The organism is Streptomyces yokosukanensis, from assembly GCF_001514035.1.
Classification (GTDB): domain Bacteria; phylum Actinomycetota; class Actinomycetes; order Streptomycetales; family Streptomycetaceae; genus Streptomyces; species Streptomyces yokosukanensis.
Window position 1 is genome coordinate 96,381 of sequence record NZ_KQ948225.1, and the last position, 26,969, is coordinate 123,349.

The window sequence follows — 26,969 nt, forward strand, 5'->3', positions numbered from 1 at the left end:
GCGAATGCGCCCGCGGGGCACCTAGGCCAGGTAGGCCGGGGCCGCCACGGGCAACGTAAATCGGAACTCGGCGCCACCGCTCTGGGCGCGGCCGACCGTGATCGTGCCGCCGTGGGCCTCGACGATGCCCTTGACGATGTAGAGCCCGAGGCCGGTGCCGCCGCGCTTGCTGCCCCGCCAGAAGCGGGTGAAGACGCGGTTCATGGATTCCTCCGGGATGCCGGGACCCTCGTCGCTCACCGTGACCGACGTGCCGGTTTCCTCGCCCTCGCGCGGGGATGCGCAGGGCGTGACGTCCATGGTGACGGTTCCCTCACCGTGCCGCACGGCATTTTCGATCAGGTTGCTGAGGACCTGGTCGATCTTGTCGGGGTCGGCCCACAGGGCGGGCAGCGGCTGTTCGATGCGGAGCAGGAAGCGGTCGGCGGGCTGGCCCGCGGCGACGTAGGCCTGGATGTGCCGGGAGACGGCGGCCCCGATGTCGACGGGCTGCCGGCGCACCTCCAGCCGCCCGGAGTCGATCCGGGAGATGTCGAGCAGCTCGGCGATGAGCCGGGTCACGCGGTCGGCGTCGGCGTCGACGGTCTCCAGCATCAGCCGCTTCTGGTCGTCGGTGAAGCGTTCCCACTTGGCGAGGAGCGTGGCGGTGAAGCCCTTCACGGAGGTGAGGGGCGAGCGCAGTTCATGGGCGACCGTCGCGATCAGCTCGGCGTGGCTGCGCTCGGTACGACGACGGGCCTCCGTGTCCCGCAGCGAGACCACGACCCGCTGGACGGGCCCGAGCGGTTCGGCCCGGATGTACCGGGCGCAGACCAGGACCTCCCGCCCGCCCGGCAGCAGCAGATTGCGCTCGGGCTGGCCCACCCGGATCGCGAGCCCGCCGTAGGGGTCGGTCAGCTGCCACCAGCGGCGGCCCTCCAGGTCCTCCAGCGGAAGCGCCTTCTCCAGGGGCTGCCCGAGGGCGTCGGCGGCGCGTACGGCGGTGATACGGGCGGCGGCGGCGTTGAAGCGGACGACCCGGCCGTGTGCGTCGGCGACGACGAGGCCGTCGGGGAGCTGGTCGGGGTCGAGGCCGGCCTGGTCGCCGTACCCGGACACGGGTGCGCGCCGCGCGCCCCGTCCCTCCGGTGCGGTGTTCGTGCCGGCCACACTCATCCCCGTACCCCACCTCTCAGACGGCGCAGGGCCCCGAGCCCGTCACCCTACTCGCTCTCGGTGACGATGCGGCACCCTCCGGAGGCGCGCTGCGCACGGGCCGAGGCGTAGAGACATACGGCGGCGGCCGTGGCCAGGTTCAGGCTCTCGGCCCTTCCGTGGATGGGCACGCGGACGACGGCGTCGGCGAGGGCGCGGGTCTCCTCCGGCAGCCCCCACGCCTCGTTGCCGAACACCCAGGCGGTCGGCCCGCCCATGGTCCCCTTGTCCAGCTCCTCGTCGAGGTCGCGGTCCCCGGCCCCGTCGGCGGCGAGGATGCGCACCCCGGCGTCCTTCAGCCCCTGAACGGCCCGCTCGACGGGAACGCCGACGGCGACGGGCAGATGGAAGTGGGAGCCGACGGAGGCGCGCACGGCCTTGGGGTTGTACAGGTCGACGGAGGCGTCGGTGAGGATCACGGCCTCGGCGCCGGCGGCGTCGGCACAGCGCAGCACCGTGCCCGCGTTGCCGGGGTCGCGCACATGGGCGAGCACGGCCACCAGCCTCGGCCGGGCGGCGAGGATCTCCTCGAACGGGGTGTCCAGGAACCGGCAGACCCCGACCAGCCCCTGCGGGGTCACGGTGGTGGAGATGTCGGCGATGACGTCCTCGGAGGCCAGGTGCACCCGGGCGCCGGCGTCGCGCGCCGCGCCGATGATGTCGGCGTACCGCTCCGCGGCCTCCACGGTGGCGAACAGCTCGACGAGGGTGGGGTCGCCGTCCACCCGATGCCCGGCCGCCTCCCTGACGGCCTGCGGCCCCTCCGCGAGGAACAGCCGGTCCTTGCCCCGGAAATTCCGCTTGCCGAGCCGCCGCGCGGCGACGACACGGGCGGACCGGGGGGAGATCAGCTCGGGGGTGGGCATCCTCTTCACTTTCACGAGAATTTCAACGCGGGTACTTCTTGGGCCACGGCGCCCGCACCCCCCAGGGGCGCGGGGAACTGCGCGACCAGCCCCCACGCACCCGCAGCCGAACGAATCCGCTGCGGGCCCAACAACAGGACCCGCAAGCCCTGGAGCCTGCGGGTCCTACCGTCACGTCGGCCTACAGCCAGCGCAGCGTCACGCGGCCTTCGGCGCGTTGACGTCCGCCGGCAGCGCCTTCTGCGCGACCTCGACGAGCGCCGCGAAGGCGCTCGCGTCGTTCACGGCCAGCTCGGCCAGGATCTTGCGGTCGACCTCGACGTTCGCGGCCTTCAGACCCTGGATGAAGCGGTTGTAGGTGATGCCGTTGGCGCGGGCAGCGGCGTTGATGCGCTGGATCCACAGCTGACGGAAGTCGCCCTTGCGCTTCTTGCGGTCGTTGTAGTTGTAGACCAGCGAGTGGGTGACCTGCTCCTTGGCCTTGCGGTACAGGCGCGAACGCTGACCGCGGTAGCCGGAGGCCTGCTCGAGGATCGCCCGGCGCTTCTTGTGGGCGTTGACTGCCCGCTTGACGCGTGCCACTTGTTAACTCCTTGTAGCGGGGTCGTGGGGGTACTCACACGACCCGGAAACGACTGGGTCCCGGTCCTGACGTACGGCGCTCAGAGGGGTACGAGCGCCGCGTACGTCACTTGCCGAGAAGCTTCTTGATCTTCGCGGCGTCGCCCGGGGCCATCTCGGCGTTGCCGGTGAGACGACGCGTGACGCGGGACGACTTGTGCTCGAGCAGGTGGCGCTTGCCGGCGCGCTCGCGCAGCACCTTGCCGGAGCCGGTGATCTTGAAGCGCTTGCTGGCACCGCTGTGCGACTTGTTCTTCGGCATAGCGCCGTTATCTCCTCGTCGGTGGCGCTCCGGTGCCCGGTCGTGAAACCGGGCACGGTGGAGCGTCGCTCTTCATTCGGTTACATCCACTGGGGACTGCTGTCCCCCGGGATCACGCCTCGGCGGGCTCCTCGGAAGGCGCCTCAGCCTCGGCAGGGTTCTGCGACTTACCGGGGTTCGCCTTCGCGTCGGCCTTGCGGGCTTCCTGCGCCTGACGGGCCTCGGCCATGGCCTCGGTCTTCTTCTTGTGCGGACCGAGAACCATGATCATGTTCCGGCCGTCCTGCTTCGGGTTCGACTCGACGAAACCGAGGTCCTGGACGTCCTCCGCGAGACGCTGCAGCAGTCGGTAGCCCAGCTCGGGCCGGGACTGCTCGCGACCACGGAACATGATCGTGATCTTGACCTTGTCGCCCTGCTTGAGGAACCGGACGACGTGACCCTTCTTGGTGTCATAGTCGTGCGGGTCGATCTTCGGCCGGAGCTTCATCTCCTTGATGACCGTGTGCGCCTGGTTCTTGCGCGCCTCACGGGCCTTCATGGCCGACTCGTACTTGAACTTCCCGTAGTCCATGAGCTTGCACACGGGCGGACGGGCGTTCGCCGCGACCTCGACCAGGTCCAGGTCGTACTCCTGCGCAAGCTCCAGTGCCTTAGCGAGCGGGACGATGCCCACCTGCTCGCCACTGGGACCGACAAGTCGCACCTCGGGAACGCGAATCCGGTCGTTGATGCGGGGCTCGGCGCTGATGGATCCTCCTCGGTAGCACCACACGGTTGTCTGGCGGACAGCCGCGTACGTCTTTTCCTTAGACCTAACCGCACCGAAGCAGCAAAAATGCCCCGGACGATCACAGGCGAGGCTCCGCAGCACTACCGGAGCACCGCCGCGATGCCGCGGGGCGCGATTCGGGCGGCTCCATCGTCCGTACGGAACGATGGTGGCCGCCTGACCGGGGTGACCCGCCGTCCCGAAGGACGGTCAGGTGGGAGATCGGAGCCTCCACTTGTGGGCCGGGTGCTCTGCCTTGGCAGGGCATGTCCGGCCGGTCGTCACACAAGGTTAGCAGCACCGTCGGGGAAGGGCTAATCGGAGGACGCCCGCCCGCACCGCTTATCGTGTGGGGCATGAGTCAGACCCCTCCTGAGAATCCCGACTTCGACGCGATGACCCGGGACATCGCCGAGGTCCCCGCCGTCGAGGTGATCGTGACGGTCGCCGTCAACCTGATGAGCGCCGCCGCCGTGAAGCTCGGACTGAGCGAGGAGGGTGACAAGTACAAGGACCTGGACGAGGCCCGCAAGCTGATCACCGGGCTCGCCGGCCTGCTGGACGCGAGCGCGACCGAGATCAGCTCCTTCCACGCGGCTCCGCTGCGCGACGGTCTGAAGTCGCTGCAGCTGGCGTTCCGCGAGGCGTCGATCGTCCCGGACGAGCCGGGCCAGGGGCCGGGCGAGAAGTACACCGGCCCCGTCTACGGCTGATCTATTCCTCTTCTTCCTTCGTGTACAGGGGCTCGCCCGGCGGCGTGGTCCCGGCCGGCAGCAGTGCCAGGTCGAGGCCGCGCGTCAGGCGGGCCCTCAGCGTTTCGTCGGCGGCGAGGCGCTCGGCGACCACGCGGGCGGCGCGGGCGGGCTCCGCGGCCGGGTCGAGGACGAGGGCGAGGGTGCCGTCGGCCTGTCCGGGCCCCAGGTGGGCGCGCAGCACGGCGGGTTCCGCGGCCACGGCCGCGCGGACGGCGTCGAGAACGGCCGGGTCGGCGATCGGTTCGGTGCTGGTACGGCCCTCGGCGAGGGCGAGCAGCGCCGGGCCGGTCAGTTCGAACGGCACCGGTCCGGCGAGGTCCAGCACGACCGTGTCGGCCTTCTCGTGGGCGGCGGCCTGCAGCGCCTGGTGCAGCGGTACGGCGACCGGGCGGGCCGCGGGGTCCCAGCGGGCGAGGGAGTCGGTGGAGGTGAAGGCGGGCAGGGCGGTGCGGTGGCCGGCCTTCAGGGTGGGTACGGCCATGTCGCTCGTCTTCTCGCGGCGCAGCCCGTTCTCGTCCTCCTCGACCTCGCCCAGCACGGCGACGACCGGGACGAGCAGCCGGGCGCCCTTCAGCGCCTCCAGCACGGGACCGAGGGCGCCGCGGTCCGCGGCCCAGGCGGCGAGCGCGGCGCTCAGCCGGGGGTCGGCGGAGCCGTCGTCGTCGGAGAAGCCGGGGTCGGGAATGTTCTTGTTCGCCACGGTCACCGACCCTATAGGGGGCACGTCGCGGGGTTCGTGCGGGGCCGAAGGCGCCGCCGGCTGCCGTCCCGAAGGGCCGGGGGCGCCGGTTTCACGGGAATCTCAGCCGTCGCTGACGCGGATCTCATGTCCGTCCAACGCGCCGCACAGTCCGCGCTCCAAGTATCGCGGGCATGGAGTCCCCCAGAGCCCGCCGTGGCCGTCGTGCGCGCCCGTCCCGGCGCCGTCCGCTGCTGTACGCCGCGCTGGCCGTGGTCGCCGTGGGCGGGGCCACGGCCGGCGGTACGGCGTATGTGAAGGCGCGGGCGCACTCGGGGGCCTCGGCCGTATCGTCGTCGGCGGCGCCCTCGGTCTCCGCCTCGGCCGGGGCGGGTGAGGAGGCCTCCGTGACGGAGCCGGTGGTGGACCGGGACGCGCGCTTGAGCAGCGCGATGTCCGCGGTGAGCGTGCCGTCGGGCGCGCAGGTGTCGGCGGCGGTGCTGGCGGTGGACTCCGGGCAGAGCGCCGTGTACGGGGACGCCGCCTTCGACACGGCGAGCATCGTCAAGGTCGACATCCTGGCCGCGCTGCTGCTCCAGGCGCAGGACGCGGACCGGCGGCTGACGGCGGCCGAGCGGGCGTACGCCACGAAGATGATCGAGAACAGCGACAACGCGTCCGCGACGGCGCTGTGGCACTCGATCGGGCGGGCGGACGGCCTGGACGCGGCGAACAGACGCTTCGGGCTGACCGCGACCACCGGCGGCGAGGGCGAGCTGTGGGGACTGACGCAGACCACGTCGGCCGACCAACTCGTCCTGCTGCGCCAGGTGTTCGGCGAGGACTCACGACTCGGCGCCGCCTCCCGGACATATGTGCAGGCGCTGATGAAACAGGTCGAGCCGGACCAGCAGTGGGGCGTGTCGGCTGCCGCCGAGGGCAACTCCTGGGCGCTGAAGAACGGTTGGCTGGCCCGCAGCACGACAGGGCTGTGGGACGTGAACAGCATCGGCCGGGTGACGGTGGACGGCACCGACTACCTGGTGGCGGTCCTGTCGAACGGCACCGCCACCCAGACGAAGGGCATCGCCCTGGTGGAGGCGGCGGCGAAGGCGGCGGTGTCGGCGTTTCGCCGGTGAGTGAACGGTGTGAACCGGCGATCGATCCGGCCGAGCGCCTCGGCGCCGCACCGGGGTCCTGCACGGACCTCACGGCGGTCGGCGCCGGGTGCTCTCAGCCCGTCTGTCTGCGGCCCCGCCACAGGACGATGCCCGCCACCAGCAGCACCCCGCCGGCGCCGCCGGCGAGGGGGCCCGCCCAGTCGGCGGCCTGGGCGGTGGCCTTGGGGGCGTCCGGACCGGCGCCGAAGTACTTCTTGTCGTACGACGTCACCCGCAGGCTCTCCGGCCGGATCCGGTCGGCGGCCTTCAGCGCGGCCGCCGGGTCGATCATGCCGAAGCCGCGGGAGTCGTCCCGGCCGCCGACCGGCGCGTCCTGGGCGGTGTCCTCGATCAGCTTCTTGACCTGGGCCGGGGCGAGGTCGGGGTGGGCGGCCTTGATCAGGGCCGCCGCGCCGGAGACGAAGGCGGAGGCGGCCGAGGTGCCCCAGCCCTCGTAGTACTTGTGGTCGGGGTCGGCGATGACCACGTTGACGCCGGGCGCGCTGACCGCGGCGTACCAGCGGCGGGTCGAGAAGGAGGCCCGGGTGTCGAAGCGGTCGACGGCCGTCGCGGCGATGACGCCGGGGTAGGCCGCCGGGTAGGAGATGTGGTCGCCCTTCTCGCCGCCGTTGCCCGCGGAGGCGACGACGACCACGCCCTTCTTCAGGGCGTACTGCACGGCCTCGTCCTCGCTCGGCTCGGGGTGCGCGGAGTCCGAGTCGTCGCCGAGGGAGAGGTTGATGACGTCGGCGCCGTGGTCGGCGGCCCAGCGGATGCCGTCGGCGAGGGCGTTGCCGCGGGTGGTACGGGCCTTGGCGCGGGCGGGGTCGTTGTCCTCCAGGATCACCCGCACGGGCAGGATCCTCGCCGCGGGGGCGACGCCCATCACACCGGCCGAGTCGCCGGGGCCGTGGCCGTGCCCGGCGATGATGCCGGCCATGGCGGTGCCGTGCCGGGCCCAGGCGCGGTCGCCCTGCCTGGCGCCGAAACCGATCATGTCGTGGGTGGGCAGCACATTGCCGGCGAGGTCGGGGTGGTCGGCCTCGACACCGGTGTCCAGGACGGCGACGGTGACGCCCCGGCCCTTGGTGGTGCGCCAGGCCTCGTCCAGGTGGAGCGCGGACAGGGCCCACTGCTGGGCGCGGATGCCGTCGGCGTGGGCCTCGGTGGAGGGCAGCACGGCGAGGGTGCCGGCGAGCAGCGCGCTCACCGTGGCTCCGGCGCGGCCCACCCGGAGCCGGCCGCGTATCGATCGCCTCATGAGGGTTTCTCCGTGGCCGTGCCGATGTCCTGGCGCAGCCGCCGTTCGATGCGGTCGGCCAGCCCCTGGGCCTCGTTGCCGAGTCCGGCCTGGGCCTGGGCGGTGGTGGCGCCGGCGCTGACGGCGTCGGCGGCGGGCTGGGGCGCGTCGACGCCGCGGCCGTCGGCCCAGCCGGAGACGGCATAGGCGACGACGGGGGCGTCGGTGAGGACGGAGACAGTCCAGGAGGCGCGCTGCTCGTCGCCGAAGCCGGCCGCGACGGTGCCCTGGGCCGCGTACGGGCGGGGCATCAGGTCGGCGCGGCGGTCCAGGCGCTCGGTGCGGAAGCGGTGGGCGAGCGCGGACATGGCGGCGGGGTCGCCCTTGGTGAACAGCAGGCCGACGGTGGTGACATAGCTCTGCGTGGCGTCGGTGTAGGTGGCGCGCAGGAGGCGCTGGCAGCCGACGGGTGCGAGGACCTTGGCCAGCAGCGGGTCGAAGGCGTGGGCGCAGCCGCTGTCGGGGGCCACGGCGATCCGGGCCCAGGTGCGGTCGGCGCCGCCGGGTCCGGCGCCCGTGCCCTGGACGGTGGGCGGGAACAGCTGGTCGACGGGCACGTTGTGCCAGAGCGTGCCGGCGGTGGCGAAGTGGTCGGCGGAGGCGTCGTCCCCGTCGTCGTCGGTGAGCCAACTCCCGGTCACGGCACCGCCGATGAGCCCGAGGCCGAGCACGAGGCAGGCGGCAGCGGCGGCGGTGCGGGGCCCCACCCGGTGCCGCGCCGGCTCGCCGCCGGGGACGACGGGCCGCACGACCGCGGCGGCGGTCCAGGACAGCGCCGGGTCCGGCACGTACGCGGCGGCGGGCGGTAGTGGTCCGGCGAGGCGGTCCGGCGCCGTGGGACTCCAGGCACCCGTCTCCGTACGCCGGGCGGAGACCGGGGCCGCGTGGGCGGAGGCAGGGGTGGTACGAGACTCACCGCCCGGCGTGAGGGACGCACGGCGCTCGGCGCTCGGCGCGGCGGACGTACGGCGCTCGGCGCCTGACGCGGCGGACGGAGCGGGCGGGCGGCCGGCCGTGGCACCGGTGCGGTGCGCCGCCGGGAAGTCGGTGATCGGGCGGAGCCGGGTCGTCGTCTCCGCCGGGGTCTCCGCCGGGGCTCGTGCCGGCCGGGGCGCCCGGCCGGGGCGCTGGGTGCCGCCCTCGGGCCCGCCCGCACCGGATCCGTCCCGGCGCCCCGCGCGTCCCGTGCTCGGCGGCGCGTCCGGGAACCGGGCCGAAGCGGACGGCGGAGGCGGACTCACCGGTGCACCGGCTTCGGACAGGACGGGGTACGGCTTCCCGGACCGAGGCAGCTGCCCGGCGCGCGTCCCGGAGCCGGCGTCGTCGGCGGACGCGCTGTCGTCCGAGGCGGCGGGCGGTGCCTGGTCCTCGGGCCCGACCGGCCGGGCCGGGCGCCGGGCTCCGGGGGCGAGGTCCCCGGTCGAGGGCCGGCCAGGGGCTGCGGCGGCGGCCGTGGCAGCCCCTTCCTGCCGTGCCGGTGCCCCGGTCGGCGCGCGGCCGGTTCGCGCAGTGCGCGGGGTGAAGACCGACGGCTCGTCGTCGGCGTCGTCGGGCGGGGTGGCCGGGCGCGGTGGAGCGGAGGGACGCGGTGGGGCCTGGGGGCGGGGCGGGGCCTGGGGGCGCGGCGGGATGGGAGCGTGGCGCGCTTCCGTGCTCATGCACCCCCCGTTTCCTCGGACCCGGGCCGTCTTCACCGACGCGGGCCGCTGCGCTGCTCGGCCGCGCCCGGTGCGAAGGCTCCGTCCGGGCACGCATACCCGTACGGCCGGACGGGCATCCCGGTTCAAGTGAAGCGGTCGGGTGCCTTCCGCCGTACGTGCGCGTCACTCTACGGGTTGTCCGGGCCAGAAACAGAACCACTCCGGGGCTCCGGGGCATCTGCCCGGAACGTCCCCCTACCCTGCGGTAATCCTGTCTGGCAGGCTTCCGTCATGACTGCGCCTGCCGCTGATCGGGCCCGTTACGACCGGGCCACCGCCCATCTCGACGCCCCTTGCGCGATCGTGGACCTGGACGCCTTCGACGCCAACGCGGCCGATCTCGTCCGCCGGGCCGCGGGCAAGCCGGTCCGGGTCGCCAGCAAGTCCGTGCGCTGCCGGACGCTGCTGGAACGCACCCTGGCCATGGACGGCTTCCGGGGCATCATGTCCTTCACCCTGGCCGAGTCGCTGTGGCTCGCCCGTTCCGGGTTCGACGACATCCTGCTGGCCTACCCGTCCGCCGACCGCGGCGGCTTCGCGGAGCTGGCCGCGGACCCCAAACTCGCCGGTGCGGTCACCGTGATGGTGGACGATCCGGCCCACCTCGACCTCATCGACGCCGCCCGCGACGGCGGACGTGAAGTGGTGCGTGTCTGCCTGGAGTTGGACACCTCGCTGAAGCTGCTGGGCGGCCGGGTCCGGGTCGGGGCGCGACGCTCCCCGCTGCACTCCCCCGCCCAACTCGCCGAGCTGGCCCGCTCGGTGGCCCGGCGGCCGGGTTTCCGGCTGGTCGGGATCATGGCGTACGAGGGGCACATCGCGGGGGTCGGGGACTGTGTGGCCGGGCGGCCGCTGCGGTCGCGGGCCGTCCGGCTGATGCAGGCGGCGGCCCGCCGGGAGCTGGCCGAGCGGCGGGCCGCGGTCGTGCGCGCGGTACGGGCCGTCGTCCCCGACCTGGAGTTCGTCAACGGCGGCGGGACAGGCAGTGTGCAGCACACCGCCGCCGAGGACGCCGTGACCGAGATCGCGGCCGGCTCGGGGCTCTATGTGCCGCGGCTCTTCGACAACTTCACGTCCTTCACCGGCCGCCCGGCGGCCCTGTTCGCCCAGCCCGTCGTGCGGCGGCCGGGCGTCGGGGTGGTCACCGTGCTCGGCGGCGGGTATCCGGCCTCCGGCGTCGCCGGTCCCGACCGGCTGCCGGTGCCGTATCTGCCCGAGGGCCTGCGGTACGACCCGCAGGAAGGCCCCGGCGAGGTGCAGACCCCGCTGCTGGGCTCGCCCGCCGACGACCTCCTCATCGGTGACAAGGTGTGGTTCCGGCACGCCAAGGCGGGCGAGCTGTGCGAGCGGTTCGAGGCGCTGCACCTGATCGAGGGGGACGCGGTCACGGCGACCGTGCCGACCTACCGGGGCGAGGGCCGGACCTTCCTCTGACCGGCCGCCTCGGACCCTTCTCTACAGGGGCGTGACGTACGCGCCCGCGATACCGCCGTCCACCAGGAAGTCGGTGGCGTTGACGAACGAGGAGTCGTCGCTGGCCAGGAAGGCGACGGCGGCGGCGATCTCCTCGGCCTCGGCGAACCGGCCGACCGGGATGTGCACGAGGCGGCGGGCGGCCCGCTCGGGGTCCTTGGCGAACAGCTCCTGCAGCAGCGGGGTGTTGACCGGCCCCGGGCACAGGGCGTTCACACGGATGCCCTCGCGGGCGAACTGCACTCCGAGTTCGCGGGACATGGCGAGGACGCCGCCCTTGGAGGCGGTGTACGAGATCTGGCTCGTGGCCGCGCCCATCCGGGCCACGAAGGACGCGGTGTTGATGATGGAACCCCTGCCCTGGCGGCGCATGTAGGGGATGGCGGCCTTGCAGCACAGGTAGACGGAGGTCAGGTTGACCTCCTGGACGCGCTTCCAGGCCTCCAGTCCGGTCTCCAGGATGGAGTCGTCGTCGGGCGGGGAGATGCCGGCGTTGTTGAAGGCGACGTCGACACTGCCGTAGGTGTCGTACGCGGTCTTGAACAGCGCCTCGACCTGCTCGGGGTCGGTGACGTCGACCTTCACGAAGAGTCCGCCGACCTCGTCGGCGACGGCCTTGCCGCGAGCCTCGTCCACGTCCGCGCAGACCACATGGGCGCCCTCGGAGGCGAGCCGGCGGGCGGTGGCGAGGCCGATGCCGCTGCCGGCTCCGGTGACGACGGCGGTACGGCCGACCAGGCGGCGGCAAACAGTTTCTGCGGTCACTGTGCGGGGCCCTCCGTGCTGATGAAGACGTTCTTGGTTTCGGTGAAGGCGGTCAGGGCGTCGGGGCCCAGTTCACGGCCGAGGCCGGACTGCTTGTAGCCGCCGAACGGGGTCCAGTAGCGGACGCTGGAGTGGGAGTTGACGGACAGGTTGCCCGCGCGGACGGCCTGGGAGACGCGCAGGGCGCGCCCGAGGTCCCGGGTCCACAGGGAGCCGGAGAGGCCGTAGGGGGTGTCGTTGGCGAGCCGGATCGCGTCGGCCTCGTCGGTGAAGGGGAGCAGGACGGCCACCGGTCCGAAGATCTCCTCGCGGGCCGCGCCGGAGTCGTGCCGCTCCCCCGTGAGGACGGTCGGCGGGAACCAGAAGCCGGGGCCGTCGGGGGCGCTGCCGCGCAGGGCGGGGGCGTCCTCGGGAACGTAGGAGCGTACGCGGTCCAGCTGCTGACGGGAGATCAGCGGGCCCATCTGCGTCTTGTCGTCGGCGGGGTCGCCCACGACGACGGCGGCCAGCGCGTCGGCGAGGCGGTCCCGGGCCTCCTCCAGCACGGCCTCCTGGACCAGGATGCGGGTGCGGGCGCAGCAGTCCTGGCCGGAGTTGTCCAGGAAGGAGAAGGGGTCCAGGGCGGCTGTGAGATCGGCGTCGGCGAAGACGACGTTGGGACTCTTGCCGCCGAGTTCGAGGGTGACGGGCTTGACCAGGCGGGCGCAGCGCTCCATGACCTCGCGGCCGGTGCGGGTGGACCCGGTGAACACGATCTTGGCGACGTCGGGGTGGTCGACCAGGGCGCGTCCGGCAACGTGGCCGTGGCCGGGCAGGACCTGGAAGACATGCTCGGGCAGGCCCGCGTCCAGGGCGAGTTCGGCGAGGCGCAGCGCGGTGAGCGGGGTGGTCTCGGCGGGCTTGAGGACGACCGTGTTGCCGGCCGCGAGGGCCGGGAAGGAGCCCCAGGCGGCGATCGGCATGGGGAAGTTCCAGGGGGCGATCACGCCGATGACGCCGAGGGGTTCCTGGAAGGTGACGTTCCAGCCGCCGGGTACCGGGATCTGGCTGCCGAGGAGGCGTTCGGCACCGCCGGCCGCGTAGTGCAGCAGGTCGCGGGCGTTGCCGGCCTCCCAGCGGGCGTTGCCGATCGTGTGGCCGGCCTCGCGGACCTCCAGCTGTGCCAGTTCCTCGACGTGCGCGTCGACGGTGTCGGCGAATCGGCGCAGCAGCCGGGCCCGGTCGGCGGGGGCGAGGGCGGCCCACCGGGTCTGGGCGCGTGCGGCGCGTACGACGGCGGCGGCCACGTCCTGCGCGCTCGCGGCGGGGACGGTGGCGACGACCTCTTCCGTGGCGGGGTTGAGGACCTTCAACTCGTCTGGTTCGGACACGAATCGACCTTTCCGGGGCTGGTTCACATGCGGTCGCGGGAACGGCTCACAGGCGTTCGAAGGAGCGGCGCAGCTCCCAGTCGGTGACCGCGGCGTCGAAGGCCTCCAGCTCGACGCGCGCCATGTTGCGGTAGTGCGCGACCACCTCGTCCCCGAAGGCGGCCTTGGCGATGGGGCTGTTCTCCCACAGCTCGGCGGCCTCGCGCAGGGTGGTCGGGACGTGGGCGAGGCCGGCGGTGTAGGCGTTTCCGGAGCAGGGCTCGGGGAGTTCCAGCTTCTGCTCGATGCCGTACAGGCCGGCCGCGACGAGACCGGCGACGGCGAGGTGGGGGTTGACGTCTCCGCCGGGCAGCCGGTTCTCGAAGCGCAGGGAGCGGCCGTGGCCGACCACACGCAGGGCGCAGGTGCGGTTGTCGTGGCCCCAGGCGACGGCGGTGGGGGCGAAGGAGCCCGGCTGGAACCGCTTGTAGGAGTTGATGTTCGGGGCGTAGAGGAGGGAGAAGTCGCGCAGGGCGGCGAGCTGTCCGGCGAGGAAGTGCCGCATCACCTCGGACATTCCCTCGTCGTCGGCCATCGCGCCTGTGCCGTCGGCGTCGGCGAGCGAGAGATGGATGTGGCAGGAGTTGCCCTCGCGCTCGTTGTACTTGGCCATGAAGGTGATCGAGACGCCCTCCTGGGCGGCGATCTCCTTGGCGCCCGTCTTGTACAGGGCGTGCTGGTCGCAGGTGACGAGGGCCTCGTCGTAGCGGAAGACGATCTCGTGCTGGCCGGGGTTGCACTCGCCCTTGGCGGACTCGACGGTGAGACCGGCGCCCGCCATGTCGTTGCGCAGCCGGCGCAGCAGGGGCTCGATGCGGCCGGTGCCGAGGATGGAGTAGTCGATGTTGTACTGGTTGGCCGGGGTGAGGTCGCGGTAGCCGGCGTCCCAGGCCTGTTCGTAGGAGTCCTTGAAGACGATGAACTCCAGCTCGGTGCCGACCCGGGCGGTGTAGCCGAGCGCGGCGAGCCGCTCCAGCTGGCGGCGCAGGATCTGGCGGGGCGCGGCGACGACCGGGGAGCCGTCGTTCCAGGCGAGGTCGGCGACGAGGAGGGCGGTGCCGGGGTGCCAGGGGATACGGCGCAGGGTCGACAGGTCGGGATGCATGGCGAAGTCGCCGTAGCCGCGCTCCCAGGAGGACATCGCGTAGCCGTCGACGGTGTTCATCTCGGTGTCGACGGCGAGGAGGTAGTTGCAGCCCTCGGTGCCGTGGTGCAGGACCTCGTCGAGGAAGAAGCGGGCGGCGAACCGCTTGCCCTGGAGGCGCCCTTGCATATCGGGGAAGGCCAGGACGACAGTGTCGATCTCACCGCTCGCGACGAGGGCGTGCAGTTCCTCGACGCCGAGCGGGGGTGTGCGGTCTGCCACGGGAGAGCCTCCTTCGGCGCCTTCGCGCTTTTTTCGGCCGGGCCGGGAGCCATAAGGTATTGCTCAGAACCATTGCTTGGGAAGGGGGTACGGCCGGATGTCCTGGGAGAGCGATGCGCAAGGGGTGGGCGATCGGCTCGCTCCGGTGCTGCGACCGGTGCGGGCCGGCAACGGCTTCGAGGAGGCGCTGGAGCAGATCCTCCAGGTCGTGCGGCTCGGTCTGGTGCCGGGCGGGCAGCGGCTGCCGGCCGAGCGGGAGCTGGCCGAGCGGCTCGGGATCAGCCGGGTGACGCTGCGCGAGGTGCTGAAGGTGCTGCACGACCAGGGGTTGGTGGAGGCGCGGCGCGGACGCTACGGCGGAACCTTCGTCATGCCGCGCGCGGACGCCGGCGGCGAGGACGAGCTGCGCCGCCGGATCGCCGAGGTCGACATCGAGGACGTGCTGCGCTTTCGCGAGGTCCTGGAGGTGGGCGCGGCCGGCCTGTGCGCGACGCACGGGCTGACGGCCGCCCAGGCCGACCGGCTGCGCGAGGCGCTGGACCGCACCCACGAGGCCCCGCTCGCCGACTACCGGCGCCTGGACACGCTGCTGCATCTGACGCTGGCCGAGCTGTGCGGCTCCCCGTCCCTGACCGCGCAGTACGCGGCGGTCCGGGCCACCGTGAACGATCTGCTCGACTGCATCCCGCTGCTGGTGCGCAACCTGGAGCACTCGCAGCGCCAGCACACCGCGCTGGTGGAGGCGGTGCTGGACGGGGACGCGGACGGCGCGCGGGAGATGATGCGCGAGCACTGCGCGGGCACGGCGGCGCTGCTGCGGGGCTTTCTGGCGTGAGCGGGGTTTCCTCGCGCACGACGGCTCTGCAAAGGTATGGGCGAGAACCTTTGACTGCCGGGGAGGTCAAGATGACCGTACGACCACGACCGCTGATCGGTGTGAGCACCTATCTGGAGTCGGTGGCGCGCTGGGGCGTGTGGGAGCTGGAGGCGGCGCTGCTGCCGGCCGGCTATCCGCGGCTGGTGCAGCGGGCCGGCGGGCTGGCCTGCATGGTGCCGCCGGACACGCCCGAGCACGCGGCGCAGACGGTGGCCCGGCTGGACGGGCTGGTCATCGCGGGCGGCCCGGACGTGGACCCGGCCCGCTACGGCGCCGAGCGCTCGCCGCGCACGGGGCCGCCCGCGCACGAGCGGGACGCCTGGGAGCTGGCCCTGATCGACGCGGCGCTGGCGGCGGGCGTGCCGCTGCTCGGGATCTGCCGGGGCATGCAACTGCTGAACGTCGCCCTCGGCGGCACGCTCGTCCAGCATCTCGACGGGCACGCGGAGAAGGCCGGGGTCTTCGGGCACCATCCGGTCGAGCCGGTGCCGGGCACGCTGTACGCCGATCTCGTGCCGGAGGACACGGCCGTGCCGACCTACCACCACCAGGCGGTCGAGCGGCTCGGCCGGGGACTGGTCCCCTCCGCGTACGCGGCCGACGGCACGGTGGAGGCGGTGGAACTGCCGTCGGCCCGCAGCTGGGTGCTCGCCGTCCAGTGGCATCCGGAGATGGGCGAGGACCTGCGGGTGATGCGGGGCCTGGTCGCGGCGGCCGGCAGCTGAACGGGCGGGCGGGACGGCGGACGGGGCACGGGAGTCGGCGACCGGGCCCCGTCCCCGCTCACAGCCGCTGTCGGAGCCAGGCCAGGGCCGCGTCCCCCTGCGCGCGCTGGAAGGGGCGCAGGGTCGGCAGGCCCGGCGGCGGCGGGGCCAGGGAGCTGCGCAGGAAGTAGCCGGCGAGGGCGGCCAGTGCGGCCGTGACGGCGTCCGGGTCCGCGTCCCGGCCCAGCGGGTGCCGGGTGAACACTTCCTCGGGATCGGGGCCGCCCTGCGCCCGCACGCACGGCAGCAGGACGAGCAGGTCGAACCAGGGCGCGGCGCGCAGGGCGTGCGGCCAGTCGACGAGGACGACGCCGCCGTCCGCCGTGAGGAGCACGTTGTCCGCGCGCAGATCGGCGTGGGCCAAGGTGTCCCCCGAGGCGCCCTCCGCCCAGCGGGCCTCCAGCGCGGCGAGGTCGGGCAGCCGGTCGGCGGCCTGGGCGCCGAGCCGGTCACGCACGTCGCCGGCTTCGCCGTCGAGCAGCCGGCGCCAGCCGCTGAAGGAGTCCGCCAGGTCCTCTTCGACGGACGGGACGTCGAGCGGGCACGGCGTGCCGGTGCGAGCGAGCACGGTCACGGCGTCGAGCACCCGGCACAACTCGTCCACCCGCCAGGGCACGTGCGGCTGACGCCCTGCCACCTCCTCGAAGACCAGCGCCACCCAGGTGCCGTCGTCGTACGTGCCGAGCAGCCGGGGCGCGGGTACGGCGGCCGGGAGCTCGGCGGCGTTACGGGCCTCACGGCGGTGCAGCTCGGGGCTGTGCGGGTTGGCCTCGGCGCTCACCGCCTTCACGAAGCCGGTGCCGCCCGCGGCGGTGCGCACGCGGGCGGCGACGCCGGGTGAGAAGCCGCCGTTCTGGGTCACGGCCCGCACGACCGGCGCGCCGAGCACCTCGCCGACGGCGTCACGGACGGCGGCGGGGAGGTCTGCCCAGGGGGCACGGACGCCTGTGGCGGGCGGGGCGGTGAGGGTCATGCGGAGCATGGTGCCGGGCTCTGCGGGCCGCCGGCCAGGGATTTTCTCCGCGGCTGAGCTGCGGGGGGGCGTTCGGGAAACGCCGTTGGGCGCTGGGCGCGGGCCGGGCCACGCGCCAAGCGCCGGTGAGTGGGCAGCCGGCACCCGGGGCCGCGCGCCGGGCGCGGATGGGTGGGTGGCCGGTCGTGCGGTTCGCCGCGCGTGCCCGCAGCGGCTGCGGCGCCACCGGCCGCGTGGCGCCGCAGCCGCTGCGGGCCGTCGTGCCGCGAGCGATCCCGGCCTCCCCCCTGCTCACCCGCGCGTCAGCGACAGCAGCTCTCGGGCCGGGCCCGTGGGGCGATGTCCCTTGGGCCAGACCGCGCGCAGGTCGCGGCGCAGGGAGACGTCCTCCACCGGGATGCTGACCAGACGCCGCATCGACAGCTCCTCCCCCACCGCGAGTTCGCTGAGGACGGAGGGCCCCGCGCCGCTGACCGCCGACGCCTTGACCGCCGTGGTGGAGGACAGCTCGATCAGCGGGCGGGCGAGGCCGCCGAGTGCCGCGTCGAGGACCTGGCGGGTGCCGGAGCCGCGCTCACGGAGGATGAGCGGCGTGGCGGCCAGCTCCTCCGCCCCCAGGGGGCGCCGGCGGCGGGCCCAGGGGTGTCCGGGCGCGGTGACGACGATCAGCCGGTCGTGGGCGATGACGACGGAGTCCAGGCCCGTCGGGACCGACAGCCCCTCCACGAAGCCCAGGTCCGCCTCGCCGGACAACAGCAGTTCCGCGACCTTCGCCGAGTTGCCGGCGAGGAGCGAGACCGCCGTGTCGGGCCGCGCGGCGTGCAGCGCGAGGAGCCAGCCGGGCAGCAGGTACTCGGCGATGGTCATGCTCGCCGCGACCCGCAGACGCGAGTCCCGGCGGTCGCGCAGGGCCCGCGCGCCCGCGTCGAAGGCCGCCGCGGCCTCCACGACCCGGCGGGCCCAGTCCGTCACCAGGGCGCCCGCGTCCGTGAGCCGGGAGCCGCGCGGCGAGCGGTCGACCAGGGCCACGCCCAGCTGCCGTTCCATGGAGCGGATCCGGCTGCTGGCGGCGGGCTGGGTGATGCCGACCTCGCGCGCCGCCGCGCCCAGACTGCCCAGCCGCGCCACCGCCAGCAGCAGCTCCAGCGCGGCCAGGTCGGGCACCCGGTGCGCCAGTGATGCGGTGTGCTCTCGCTGCCCCTCGACCTCGCTCATAAGACCAGCTTATGCCCTCATAGAAGGGAACTCCCTGGTCAGGGGCGGGCGGCGGAGGGAACGTGGAGTCATGGTCACCGCAGCCCACCCCCTGTCCGCCACCTCGGTGCCCCGGCCCGCCCAGGTCCGGCACCTCGGCCCCAACTGGTACGCCTCCGTCATGGGCACCGCCATCCTCGGCTCCGCCGGTGCCGCGCTCCCCGCGCACTCGCAGGCCCTGCGCGATGTCTTCGCGGGGGCCTGGGCACTCTCCCTGGTCATGCTGGTCGTCCTGCTGACGGCCCGTGCCCTGCACTGGACCCGCCACACCGACCAGGCCCGCGCCCACCTCCTCGACCCGGCCATGGCCCCCTTCTACGGCTGCCTGTCGATGGCTCTGCTCGCGGTCGGCGGCAGCGCCCTGACCGCCGGGCAGCCGCTGATCGGCACCGGCACCGCCGTCGCCCTGGACGCCGTCCTGTTCACCACCGGTACGGCGATCGGACTCGCGGCCGCCGTGGCCGTGCCGTACCTGATGGCCGTACGGCATCGGGTCGACCCGACGCAGGCCACCCCGGTGTGGCTGCTGCCGCTGGTCGCGCCCATGGTGTCGGCCGCGCTCGGCCCGCTGCTGGTGCCGCATCTGCCGCCCGGACAGCCCCGCGAGACCCTGCTGCTGGCGTGCCTGGCGATGTTCGGGCTGAGCCTGCTGGCGACACTGCTGATGCTGCCGCTGGTCTTCGCCCGGCTGATCGGTTCCAGCCCGCTGCCGCTCGCGCTCACCCCGACCCTGTTCCTGGTCCTGGGCCCGCTCGGGCAGTCCACCACCGCGGTCAGCAAGATCGCCGACCTGGCACCCGGGGTCGTACCGGCCCCCTACGACCGCGGCCTCGACGTCTTCGCCGTGCTGTACGGGGTGCCGGTCATGGGGTTCGCGCTGCTGTGGCTGGCGCTGGCGACCGCGCACGTGGTGCGGGCCCGCCGGCAGGGCATGGGGTTCGCGATGACCTGGTGGGCGTTCACCTTCCCGGTGGGCACCTGTGTCACCGGCGCCATGGCGCTGGCCCGGCACACCGGTCTGGAGGCTTACGACGGGCTGGCCGTCGGGCTGTACGCCGTCCTCGCCGCCGCCTGGCTGGCCGCCGCCACCGGCACCGTACGCGGCCTGCTCAGCGGCGAGCTGCTCGCAGGGCCTCGGCCAGCACTCGTGGCGCTGCCCGCAAGGACGGTCCGTACCAGGTCAGGTGCCGCCCGCTGACCAGGGCGCACGGCAGCCCGGGGAAGGCCTCCGGGCCGTCGTCGGCGGTGAAGCGGTAGGGCTCGTCGGGCAGGACCACCAGATCCGGGCCGCTCGCGCGCAGCTCCTCCAGCGGGATGCGGGGGTAGCGCTCGGGGTGGTCGGCGTACGCGTGGTCGATGCCGAGCCGGGCCAGGACGTCGCCCGCGAAGGTGTCCCGGCCGAGGACCATCCAGGGCCGCCGCCAGATCGGGACGACCGCCGTCGTACGCGCCGCGGGCTCCGGCAGCGCGTTCCAGGCCGCCGCCGCCTCCCCCAGCCAGCTCGGGCGTCCTCGCGCACCGCACGCGGCGAGCACCCGCTCCAGCTCGGCGAAGGCCTGCGGCACGCTGCGCACCTCGGTGACCAGCACCCGAAGACCCGCCGCGCGCAGCGCCTCGAGATCGGGGCCGCGGTTCTCCTCCTCGTTGCCGATCACCAGGTCGGGAGCGAGCGCGACGATCCGGTCCACCCGCGGATTCTTGGTGCCACCGATCCGGGTGACGTCCAGCCCCACCGGGTGACTGCACCAGTCGGTGGCACCGACGAGGACCGCGGGCAGCGTGACGGCGACCGCCTCGGTGAGGGAGGGGACCAGCGAGACGACCCGCACCGTGCGACTCCGTGAACTCGGCGAACTCAGCGGGACCGGTCCTGAACCGCCTCGATGTGTTCGGCCACCGCCACCACGATCACCCGCGTGTCCGGCACCGTCGCCCGCCACCGGTGCCGCACCCCACCGGTCAGGTACAGGGTGTCTCCGCGGCCGAGCCGGTACGCACGGCCCTCGGCCTCGATCTCCACCGCGCCGTCGGCGACGTACATCAGTTCGTCGTTGCGGTGCTGGAACTCGCGGCCGGCGTCGTGGTCACCGGTGATCTCGGAGGCGTGCAGCTGGTGGTGGCCGCGCACCAGGGAGCGGGTGCGGGGCTCGAAGTCGTCCTCGGCGGTCGGGTCGGCGCGCACGACGTCCACGCTGGCCGCCGGGTCGGCGGCGGCGAGCAATTCGACGGCCGTGGTGCGCAGGGCGTCGGCGAGCTTCTCCAGGGAGGTGCTGCTGGGGCGCGCCCGGTCGTTCTCGACCTGGCTGAGGAAGGGCACCGAGAGACCGCTGCGTTCGGCCACGGCCGCGAGGGTCAGTTCCAGCGCACGGCGGCGCCGCCGGACGGCCGCGCCCACCCGCACGGGCTGCTCTTTGTGGTCGCCCATCGCTCCGGCTCCCTCCCTCGCTCGTCGTGCCGCTGTCCGGGGGCCCGGGCCGGGGCACACCCCTACTGAAGACTTCTCTGCACCCTACGCATGTTCGGCAAACCGTTTCACGCGCCTGTCACATCCCCGACATGCCGCCGAGCCCCCAACCTCACGGTTCGCGCCAGTGTGACAGGGGTCCGGACCTGCCCGCGACGTGCTCCCGGACCGGGGTGAATATGCCGACCAGCTGGGCCGGGCACCCCGGCGAGGGCCAATGTCCGTCACGGAACGTGGTTGGCCGGATTCTTGTCGTGCCCGGACGGGCTGCGGACGCCGCGAAGGGCGGCCGCGCCGGACGCTCGGCGGCGTCCGGCGGCGGCCGCCCCTCGGGTGGCGGTCCGAGCGGGTCAGGTCACCCGGCCGCCCGACTGCGGGCGTCCTCCTTGGCGACGGGGGCCCACTTGTCGACCAGGCCGGGGTTCGTGCGCAGCCAGGTGCGGACGGCGTCCTGCTCCTTGCCCTTGCCGGCCTTCTGGATCTGCGCCTCAAGGCCGGTGAGCTGCTTCTCGGTCATGGAGAAGTCCTTCAGCCAGCGGCCGACCTGCGGGTTGTCGCCGGTGAAGCCCTTGCGGGCGAGGGTGTGCACACCGTCGCCCTTGCCCCAGGCGCCCTCGGGGTCCTTGAGCTTCTTCAGGTCGTAGTCGTTGTAGGCCCAGTGCGGGGACCACAGGGTGACGACGACCGGCTCCTTCTTGGCGTAGGCGCGCTTCAGCTCGGCGAGCATCGCCGGGGTGGAGCCGTCGATCACCTCGTACGAGTCCTGCAGCCCGTACTCCTTGAGGACCTTGCTCTTGAGCAGGCCCATCTCGCCCGCGCTGGGCTCGATGCCGACGATCTTGCCGCCGAACTCGGAGGCGTGGTCCTTCAGGTCCGCGAGGGAGTTCACGTCCTTCACGTACGAGGGGACGCTCAGCTCCAGGGAGGTGGGGCCGAACCACGAGCCGAGGTCGTCGAGCTGCTTGCCGTACTTCTTCCAGTACTCGGCGTGGGTGGTGGGCAGCCACGAGTCGGTCTCGAAGTCGATCTGGCCGGTGGCGAGACCGGTGTAGAGCGGGCCGGCCGCGTACTGGGTGGTGGTGACCTTGAAGCCTCGCTCCTCCAGGATCTCCTTCCACAGGAAGGTCGAGGCGACGCCCTCGTCCCAGGGGATGTAGCCGATCTTGATCTCCTTGCCCTTGCCGACGTTCGTGCCGGAGGCCTCGGAGGTGCCGGTGGAGGAGCCGAAGACGCCCATGCCGCCCGCGACGAGCGCGAGGACGACCACACCGACGACGGCGACGGCCGGACGCGGGCGGTACGTCCACGCGCGCGTGGGCGCCTTGGCGGCGGCCCTGCGGCCCAGCGGGGAGAGCTGGGTGCCGAGCGCGCCGGTGATCCGGTCCAGGTAGATGGCGAGGACGACGATGCCGACGCCCGCCTCGAAGCCGTAGCCGATGTCGAGCTGGCCGATGGCCTCGTTCACGGCGCCGCCGAGACCGCCGGTGCCGACCATGCCGGCGATGACGACCATGGACAGGCCCAGCATGATCACCTGGTTGACGCCGGCCATGATGGTCGGCAGGGCGAGCGGCAGCTGGACGCGCCACAGGATGTCGCGCGGCGTGGTGCCGAACGCCTCGGCGGCCTCGACCAGTTCGGCGTCGACCTGGCGGATGCCCAGCTCGGTCATGCGGACGCCGGGGGCGAGCGCGAAGATCAGGGTGGCGACGACTCCGGCCGCGGTGCCGAGGCCGAAGAAGAGCATGGCCGGGATCAGCAGCACCATCGACGGCATCGTCTGGAGCAGGTCCAGGACGGGGCGCACGGCCGCGCTGACGGCCCTGGAGCGGGCGGCCCAGATGCCGAGCGGCAGGGAGATGACCAGCGCGATCACGGTCGCCACGAGGACCAGGGCGAGCGTGGACATGGCCCGGTCCCACAGGTCGAGCGAGTCGACCAGCGCGAATCCGGCGAAGGCGAGGACACCGGCGACGAGGCCGCGCAGCCACCAGGCGATGACCGCGAGGATGCCGGCCATCAGCAGCGGCTCGGGCGCGCTGAGCACGGCATCGATGCCGTTGTACATGCCCTCCACGACGGCCTTGACGGCGTCGAAGAGCCAGGAGAGGTGGTCGACCAGCCAGTTGACGCCGGAGTCGACCCAGTCGCCGAGGTGGATCCTAGGCACGGGCGATCACCTTCTCCCCGCCCTTGTCGCCGTTGTCGTCGCATGCCGTGGGCTCGCCCTGTTCGTCGCCGAGGAAGCCGACGAGGCGTCGGCGGGGGACGACGCCGACGAGGGCGCGGCCCTCGCCGAGGACGGCGACCGGGTGGGTCAGCCGGGCGCTGATGGCGCACAGCTCGGTGAAGGGCGTGTCGGGGCTCGCGGTCTCGCAGCCGCAGTCGGCCTCGTCGCCGCGCACGTCGGTGTCCATGACGGCGGCGGCGGTCAGCACGCGCGCGCGGTCGACGTCCTGGATGAAGGAGGCGACGTAGTCGTTCGCGGGGCGCAGCAGGATGTCCTCGGCGGTGCCGGTCTGCACGATGCGGCCGTCGCGCATGACGGCGATGCGGTCGCCGAGGCGCATGGCCTCGTTGAGGTCGTGGGTGATGAAGACGATGGTCTTCTTCAGGGTCTTCTGCAGCTCCAGCAGCTGGTCCTGCATGTCGCGGCGGATCAGCGGGTCCAGGGCGCTGAAGGACTCGTCCATGAGGAGCAGGTCGGCGTCGGTGGCGAGGGCGCGGGCGAGGCCGACGCGCTGCTGCATGCCTCCGGACAGCTCGTCGGGCCAGGAGTCCTCCCAGCCGGCCAGTCCGCACAGGGCGAGCGCCTCGTCGGCGCGGCGCTCGCGCTCGGCGCGGGGCACGCCCTGCACGGCCAGGCCGTAGGCGGCGTTGTCGCGGACGCTGCGATGCGGGAACAGGGCGAAGTGCTGGAAGACCATGCTGATCTTCTTCGAGCGCAGCTCGCGCAGTTCGCGGGCGGTCAGCTCGGTCAGGTCCTGGCCGTCGAAGCGGACGCTGCCCGCGGTCGACTCCAGCAGGCCGTTGAGCATGCGCAGCAGAGTGGACTTGCCGGAGCCCGACAGACCCATGACGACGAAGATCTCGCCCGCCTCGACGCGGAAGGAGGCGTCGATCACGGCGGCGGTGATGCCGTCGGCGCGCAGTTCCTCCCGGTCGGCGCCCTGCCTCAGGCGTCGCACGGCTTCGTCCGGTCGTCTGCCGAACACCTTGAACAGGTGCTCGGTCTCAAGCCTCGGTTGCACGCGTACCTCTCGTCTCGGTGACAGAACTGGAGACGAAGAGTCGCCGACGGTTGAAAAGAGCAACCACTCTCACTCCGAGGCGGCGCCTGCCCAGGTCAAGAGCGGGCAAACCCAGCAGTGGCCGGGCTCACGGCGATGCGCATCACGCAACGCGTTCCGGGACGAAGGGCACCTGTCAGTGCCGTACGGCATGATGCGAGCGTGACCGGACGACTCATGCTCCTCGACACCGCATCGCTGTACTTCCGCGCCTATTTCGGCGTCCCGGACTCGGTGAAGGCACCGGACGGCACGCCGGTGAACGCCGTGCGCGGGCTGCTGGACTTCATCGACCGGCTGGTCAAGGACCACCGGCCGCAGCAGCTGGTGGCCTGCATGGACGCCGACTGGCGGCCGCAGTGGCGGGTGGACCTCATCCCCACCTACAAGGCGCACCGGGTCGCCGAGGAGCACGAGGGCGCCCCGGACGAGGAGGAGGTGCCCGACACCCTCTCCCCGCAGGTGCCGGTCATCGAGGACGTACTGGACGCGCTCGGGATCGCACGGGTCGGCGTCGCCGGGTACGAGGCGGACGACGTGATCGGCACGTTCACCGCGCGCGCCGAGGTCCCGGTGGACATCGTCACCGGCGACCGCGATCTGTACCAGCTGGTGGACGACGCGCGCGGAATCCGGGTGCTGTACCCGCTGAAGGGCGTCGGCACGCTGCAGCTCACCGACGAGGCGGTGCTGCGCGAGAAGTACGGCGTGGACGGCCGGGGGTACGTGGATCTGGCCCTGCTGCGCGGCGACCCGAGCGACGGACTGCCGGGCGTGCCCGGGATCGGCGAGAAGACGGCCGCCAAGCTGCTGGCCGAGTTCGGCGACCTGGCCGGGATCATGACGGCGCTGGACGACCCGAAGGCCAAGCTCACGCCCTCGCAGCGCAAGCGGCTCACCGAGGCCCAGCCGTATGTCGCGGTCGCACCGAAGGTGGTGCGGGTGGCCGACGACGTGCCGCTGCCGGATGTCGACACGGCCCTGCCGCACACCCCGCGCGACCCGGCCGCTCTGGAGAAGCTGGCCGAGCGATGGGGGCTGGGCGGCTCCCTGCAGCGACTGCTGACCACGCTCGCCGTATGACCACGACCGCGGCCACAACCGCACGAGCTTGATCGGAATATTCCGGCAAAGGCCGCCCCTCCGAACTCGGAAAGAGGTGTTTTCCAGAAGCGAGATGCTAACTTAGGTAAACCTAACCGACTCGCAGGAGGTCGTGATGGCAGAGCGCCCGGGACGAGCGCCGCGCAAGCACCGCACCGCCCAGGTGATCCGCACCGAGCGACTGACCCCGCACATGCAGCGGGTCGTGCTCGGCGGCGAGGGCCTCGCCGACTTCGCGGCGGACACCTGCACCGACCACTATGTGAAGCTGCTCTTCGGCCCGGTGGGCGTGACCTATCCGGAGCCCTTCGACCTGGAGCGGATCCGCGCGGAGTTCCCCCGTGAGCAGTGGCCGGTGACCCGGACGTACACGGTGCGAGCCTGGGACGCCGAACAGCGCCGGCTCACCCTGGACTTCGTCGTCCACGGCGACGAGGGCCTGGCCGGCCCGTGGGCCGCCCGCGTCCAACCCGGCGAGACCGTGCGGTTCATGGGCCCCGGTGGCGCCTACGCCCCCGACCCGGCGGCCGACTGGCATCTGCTCGCGGGTGACGAGAGCGCGCTGCCCGCGATCGCGCGGTCCCTGGAGGCGCTGCCCGCCGGTGCCCGCGCACACGCCTTCGTGGAGGTGTCCGGCCCCGAGGAGGAGCAGAAGATCGACTCCGATGTGGAGGTCGTCTGGCTGCACCGCGGGGACCGGCCGGTCGGCGAGGCGCTGGTGGAGGCCGTGCGCGCGCTGCCGTTCCCGGAAGGCCGGGTGCACGCGTTCGTGCACGGCGAGGCGGGCAGCGTGAAGGAGCTGCGCCGGCTGCTGCGGGTCGAGCTGGACATCCCGCGCGAGGACCTGTCGATCTCCGGCTACTGGCGCCTGGGGCACAACGAGGACGGCTGGCAGGCCTCCAAGCGGGACTGGAACGCCCGTATCGAGGTCGAGCAGGAGGGCGGCGCGACGGCCGCCTGAGAGCGGTCCGCTCTCAGGGTGCCGTCTCGTTGATCTTGCCGAAGGGGATGTGCACGCTCGGCGTGGTCCGCGAGGTGCTCTGCAGGTGGGTCACCTGGTCGTCGAAGAAGATGTGCGGTCTGAGGACCTTCATGACCGCGCCCTTCTCTATGCCGCCGAGGAAGAAGGCGCCGTTGACCCGCACGCCCCACTGCTTGAGGCTGCGCACGGCCCGTTCGTGCGCCGGAGCGTTGCGCGCGGTCACGAGAGAGACGTGCACCCTGCTGGTGTAGTCCGGATCGGTCGCGCGCCGCTCCTCCTCCCGCCGCTGTATCCGGTTCACCCCCGCCAGGAAGTCGCGCAGCGGCCCCGGATCGTGCGGGGTCGCCGCGTTGCGGGCCTCGTAGGCGCGGAACTCCTCCAGACCGTCGGTCTGGTACACCCGCTCGGCGGCGTCGCCGGCGAGCACCCCGTCGAAGTCGAAGGCGATCCGCAGCTCGCGGTCGGCGGGGTCGTCCGCGTACGACGATCCGAGCACATGCCCGGCCGGCAGGCCGTCGGCGACCGCCTCGCGCACGTCGTCGCCGTTCGCGGACAGGAACAGGGACATGTTCAGCGCGGTGATGAACGCGTACGGCGATCTGCCCTGCATGAACACGGCCCGGCTGATGGGCAGTTCATGAGCCTGGATCGACCGCATGACCCGCAGGCCGGTGTCGGGGTCGTTGCGGGAGAGGATGATGACCTCGACGAGCGGGTCTCCCGGCTCGCCGAGGTCGTTCAGCGACAGCAGCCGGCGGATGAACGCGAAGGCGACCCCGGGCCGGAGCGTGTCGTCCACCTTCTGCTCCTGGTAGGCCCGGTAGGCCTCCTCGCCCTGCTCGCGGAAGACCGCGTCCGACTCCCGTAGATCGAACAGGGCACTGGAGGCGACACCGACGACGAGTCGGTCCGCGAGGTCATAGGCCGGCATGCGCTACA

At 72.9% G+C, this 26,969-nt stretch carries 26 protein-coding genes; 8 read left to right on the plus strand and 18 right to left on the minus strand.

The genetic code is table 11. The features are described 5' to 3' along the window. Nucleotides 1-21 precede the first annotated feature (21 nt). From AQI95_RS36330 to infC, 5 genes are all read right to left on the minus strand, one after another. Nucleotides 22-1,155 carry a sensor histidine kinase gene (locus AQI95_RS36330; RefSeq protein ID WP_067134326.1) on the minus strand — a complete coding sequence of 378 codons (1,134 nt, stop codon included), beginning with the start codon at nucleotides 1,153-1,155 and terminating at the stop codon, nucleotides 22-24. Nucleotides 1,156-1,202: 47 nt separating this feature from the next. Next, a complete protein-coding gene (locus AQI95_RS36335) occupies nucleotides 1,203-2,060 on the minus strand; it encodes a TrmH family RNA methyltransferase (protein WP_067134328.1) in 858 nt (285 codons plus the stop codon). Nucleotides 2,061-2,258: 198 nt separating this feature from the next. Next, nucleotides 2,259-2,642: a 50S ribosomal protein L20 gene (gene rplT, locus AQI95_RS36340; protein ID WP_067134332.1), complete on the minus strand. Its 384-nt coding sequence runs from the start codon at nucleotides 2,640-2,642 to the stop codon at nucleotides 2,259-2,261. Between the two features lie 106 nt (nucleotides 2,643-2,748). Further along, nucleotides 2,749-2,943: a 50S ribosomal protein L35 gene (gene rpmI, locus AQI95_RS36345; protein ID WP_003977225.1), complete on the minus strand. Its 195-nt coding sequence runs from the start codon at nucleotides 2,941-2,943 to the stop codon at nucleotides 2,749-2,751. A 112-nt stretch (nucleotides 2,944-3,055) separates the two neighbouring features. Then, on the minus strand, nucleotides 3,056-3,718 hold the full coding sequence (infC, locus tag AQI95_RS36350) for a translation initiation factor IF-3 (protein WP_041667362.1): 663 nt from the start codon (nucleotides 3,716-3,718) through the stop codon (nucleotides 3,056-3,058). Nucleotides 3,719-4,071: 353 nt separating this feature from the next. Between infC and AQI95_RS36355 the strand changes: the two genes are divergently transcribed. Continuing rightward, complete coding sequence (locus AQI95_RS36355; RefSeq protein ID WP_067134335.1) at nucleotides 4,072-4,428, plus strand: DUF1844 domain-containing protein; 357 nt, start codon at nucleotides 4,072-4,074, stop codon at nucleotides 4,426-4,428. Between the two features lies 1 nt (nucleotide 4,429). On the opposite strand, the gene AQI95_RS36360 is transcribed toward AQI95_RS36355, so the two are convergent. Beyond that, nucleotides 4,430-5,170 carry an SseB family protein gene (locus tag AQI95_RS36360; protein WP_067134476.1) on the minus strand — a complete coding sequence of 247 codons (741 nt, stop codon included), beginning with the start codon at nucleotides 5,168-5,170 and terminating at the stop codon, nucleotides 4,430-4,432. Nucleotides 5,171-5,343: 173 nt separating this feature from the next. On the opposite strand from AQI95_RS36360, the gene AQI95_RS36365 reads away from it, so the two are divergent. Next, nucleotides 5,344-6,288, plus strand: a complete 945-nt coding sequence (locus AQI95_RS36365; RefSeq protein WP_067134338.1) for a serine hydrolase — start codon at nucleotides 5,344-5,346, stop codon at nucleotides 6,286-6,288. 94 nt (nucleotides 6,289-6,382) lie between these two features. Here AQI95_RS36365 and mycP read toward each other — a convergent pair whose 3' ends face one another. Both mycP and AQI95_RS49325 read right to left on the minus strand, forming a co-directional pair. After that, nucleotides 6,383-7,570, minus strand: a complete 1,188-nt coding sequence (gene mycP / locus AQI95_RS36370) for a type VII secretion-associated serine protease mycosin (RefSeq protein WP_067134341.1) — start codon at nucleotides 7,568-7,570, stop codon at nucleotides 6,383-6,385. Then, nucleotides 7,567-9,267 carry a hypothetical protein gene (locus AQI95_RS49325; protein WP_244188962.1) on the minus strand — a complete coding sequence of 567 codons (1,701 nt, stop codon included), beginning with the start codon at nucleotides 9,265-9,267 and terminating at the stop codon, nucleotides 7,567-7,569. The genes mycP and AQI95_RS49325 overlap by 4 nt, the downstream gene beginning before the upstream one ends. A 273-nt stretch (nucleotides 9,268-9,540) precedes the next feature. Between AQI95_RS49325 and AQI95_RS36380 the strand changes: the two genes are divergently transcribed. Next, complete coding sequence (locus AQI95_RS36380) at nucleotides 9,541-10,743, plus strand: amino acid deaminase/aldolase (protein WP_067134343.1); 1,203 nt, start codon at nucleotides 9,541-9,543, stop codon at nucleotides 10,741-10,743. Between the two features lie 21 nt (nucleotides 10,744-10,764). On the opposite strand, the gene AQI95_RS36385 is transcribed toward AQI95_RS36380, so the two are convergent. The 3 genes from AQI95_RS36385 to AQI95_RS36395 are packed head-to-tail and all read right to left on the minus strand — an operon-like array spanning nucleotide 10,765 to nucleotide 14,322. Then, entirely contained in the window at nucleotides 10,765-11,547 is a 783-nt protein-coding gene (locus AQI95_RS36385) for a 3-oxoacyl-ACP reductase (RefSeq protein ID WP_067134345.1), read from the minus strand. Then, a complete protein-coding gene (locus AQI95_RS36390; protein ID WP_067134347.1) occupies nucleotides 11,544-12,917 on the minus strand; it encodes an aldehyde dehydrogenase family protein in 1,374 nt (457 codons plus the stop codon). The genes AQI95_RS36385 and AQI95_RS36390 overlap by 4 nt, the downstream gene beginning before the upstream one ends. A gap of 46 nt (nucleotides 12,918-12,963) precedes the next feature. After that, nucleotides 12,964-14,322, minus strand: coding sequence for a glutamine synthetase family protein (locus AQI95_RS36395; RefSeq protein WP_067134348.1), 1,359 nt, complete (start codon nucleotides 14,320-14,322; stop codon nucleotides 12,964-12,966). Between the two features lie 97 nt (nucleotides 14,323-14,419). On the opposite strand from AQI95_RS36395, the gene AQI95_RS36400 reads away from it, so the two are divergent. Both AQI95_RS36400 and AQI95_RS36405 read left to right on the plus strand, forming a co-directional pair. Further along, nucleotides 14,420-15,157 carry a FadR/GntR family transcriptional regulator gene (locus tag AQI95_RS36400; protein WP_067134350.1) on the plus strand — a complete coding sequence of 246 codons (738 nt, stop codon included), beginning with the start codon at nucleotides 14,420-14,422 and terminating at the stop codon, nucleotides 15,155-15,157. A gap of 71 nt (nucleotides 15,158-15,228) precedes the next feature. Continuing rightward, nucleotides 15,229-15,924 carry a gamma-glutamyl-gamma-aminobutyrate hydrolase family protein gene (locus tag AQI95_RS36405; RefSeq protein WP_067134352.1) on the plus strand — a complete coding sequence of 232 codons (696 nt, stop codon included), beginning with the start codon at nucleotides 15,229-15,231 and terminating at the stop codon, nucleotides 15,922-15,924. A 58-nt stretch (nucleotides 15,925-15,982) separates the two neighbouring features. Here AQI95_RS36405 and AQI95_RS36410 read toward each other — a convergent pair whose 3' ends face one another. Continuing rightward, nucleotides 15,983-16,936 carry a phosphotransferase gene (locus AQI95_RS36410; RefSeq protein ID WP_067134480.1) on the minus strand — a complete coding sequence of 318 codons (954 nt, stop codon included), beginning with the start codon at nucleotides 16,934-16,936 and terminating at the stop codon, nucleotides 15,983-15,985. A gap of 291 nt (nucleotides 16,937-17,227) precedes the next feature. Next, nucleotides 17,228-18,151: a LysR family transcriptional regulator gene (locus AQI95_RS36415; RefSeq protein ID WP_067134353.1), complete on the minus strand. Its 924-nt coding sequence runs from the start codon at nucleotides 18,149-18,151 to the stop codon at nucleotides 17,228-17,230. Between the two features lie 70 nt (nucleotides 18,152-18,221). Here AQI95_RS36415 and AQI95_RS36420 point away from each other — a divergent pair, with 70 nt between their 5' ends. Then, on the plus strand, nucleotides 18,222-19,388 hold the full coding sequence (locus tag AQI95_RS36420) for a TDT family transporter (RefSeq protein WP_067134355.1): 1,167 nt from the start codon (nucleotides 18,222-18,224) through the stop codon (nucleotides 19,386-19,388). On the opposite strand, the gene AQI95_RS36425 is transcribed toward AQI95_RS36420, so the two are convergent. The 4 genes from AQI95_RS36425 to AQI95_RS36440 form a co-directional block, all read right to left on the minus strand. Then, entirely contained in the window at nucleotides 19,300-20,019 is a 720-nt protein-coding gene (locus tag AQI95_RS36425; protein WP_067134357.1) for a helical backbone metal receptor, read from the minus strand. The genes AQI95_RS36420 and AQI95_RS36425 overlap by 89 nt on opposite strands. 26 nt (nucleotides 20,020-20,045) lie before the next feature. After that, a complete protein-coding gene (locus AQI95_RS36430; RefSeq protein ID WP_067134360.1) occupies nucleotides 20,046-20,615 on the minus strand; it encodes a helix-turn-helix domain-containing protein in 570 nt (189 codons plus the stop codon). Between the two features lie 394 nt (nucleotides 20,616-21,009). Further along, nucleotides 21,010-22,824, minus strand: coding sequence for an ABC transporter permease/substrate binding protein (locus AQI95_RS36435; protein ID WP_067134362.1), 1,815 nt, complete (start codon nucleotides 22,822-22,824; stop codon nucleotides 21,010-21,012). Next, nucleotides 22,817-23,905, minus strand: coding sequence for a quaternary amine ABC transporter ATP-binding protein (locus AQI95_RS36440; RefSeq protein WP_067134364.1), 1,089 nt, complete (start codon nucleotides 23,903-23,905; stop codon nucleotides 22,817-22,819). Before AQI95_RS36440 ends, AQI95_RS36435 begins: the two co-directional genes overlap by 8 nt. A 201-nt stretch (nucleotides 23,906-24,106) precedes the next feature. Between AQI95_RS36440 and AQI95_RS36445 the strand changes: the two genes are divergently transcribed. Then, nucleotides 24,107-25,027 carry a 5'-3' exonuclease gene (locus AQI95_RS36445; RefSeq protein WP_067134366.1) on the plus strand — a complete coding sequence of 307 codons (921 nt, stop codon included), beginning with the start codon at nucleotides 24,107-24,109 and terminating at the stop codon, nucleotides 25,025-25,027. A 136-nt stretch (nucleotides 25,028-25,163) separates the two neighbouring features. Beyond that, nucleotides 25,164-26,009, plus strand: coding sequence for a siderophore-interacting protein (locus tag AQI95_RS36450; protein WP_067134368.1), 846 nt, complete (start codon nucleotides 25,164-25,166; stop codon nucleotides 26,007-26,009). Nucleotides 26,010-26,022: 13 nt separating this feature from the next. On the opposite strand, the gene AQI95_RS36455 is transcribed toward AQI95_RS36450, so the two are convergent. After that, entirely contained in the window at nucleotides 26,023-26,961 is a 939-nt protein-coding gene (locus AQI95_RS36455) for a 5'-nucleotidase (RefSeq protein ID WP_067134370.1), read from the minus strand. Between the last annotated feature and the right edge of the window lie 8 nt (nucleotides 26,962-26,969).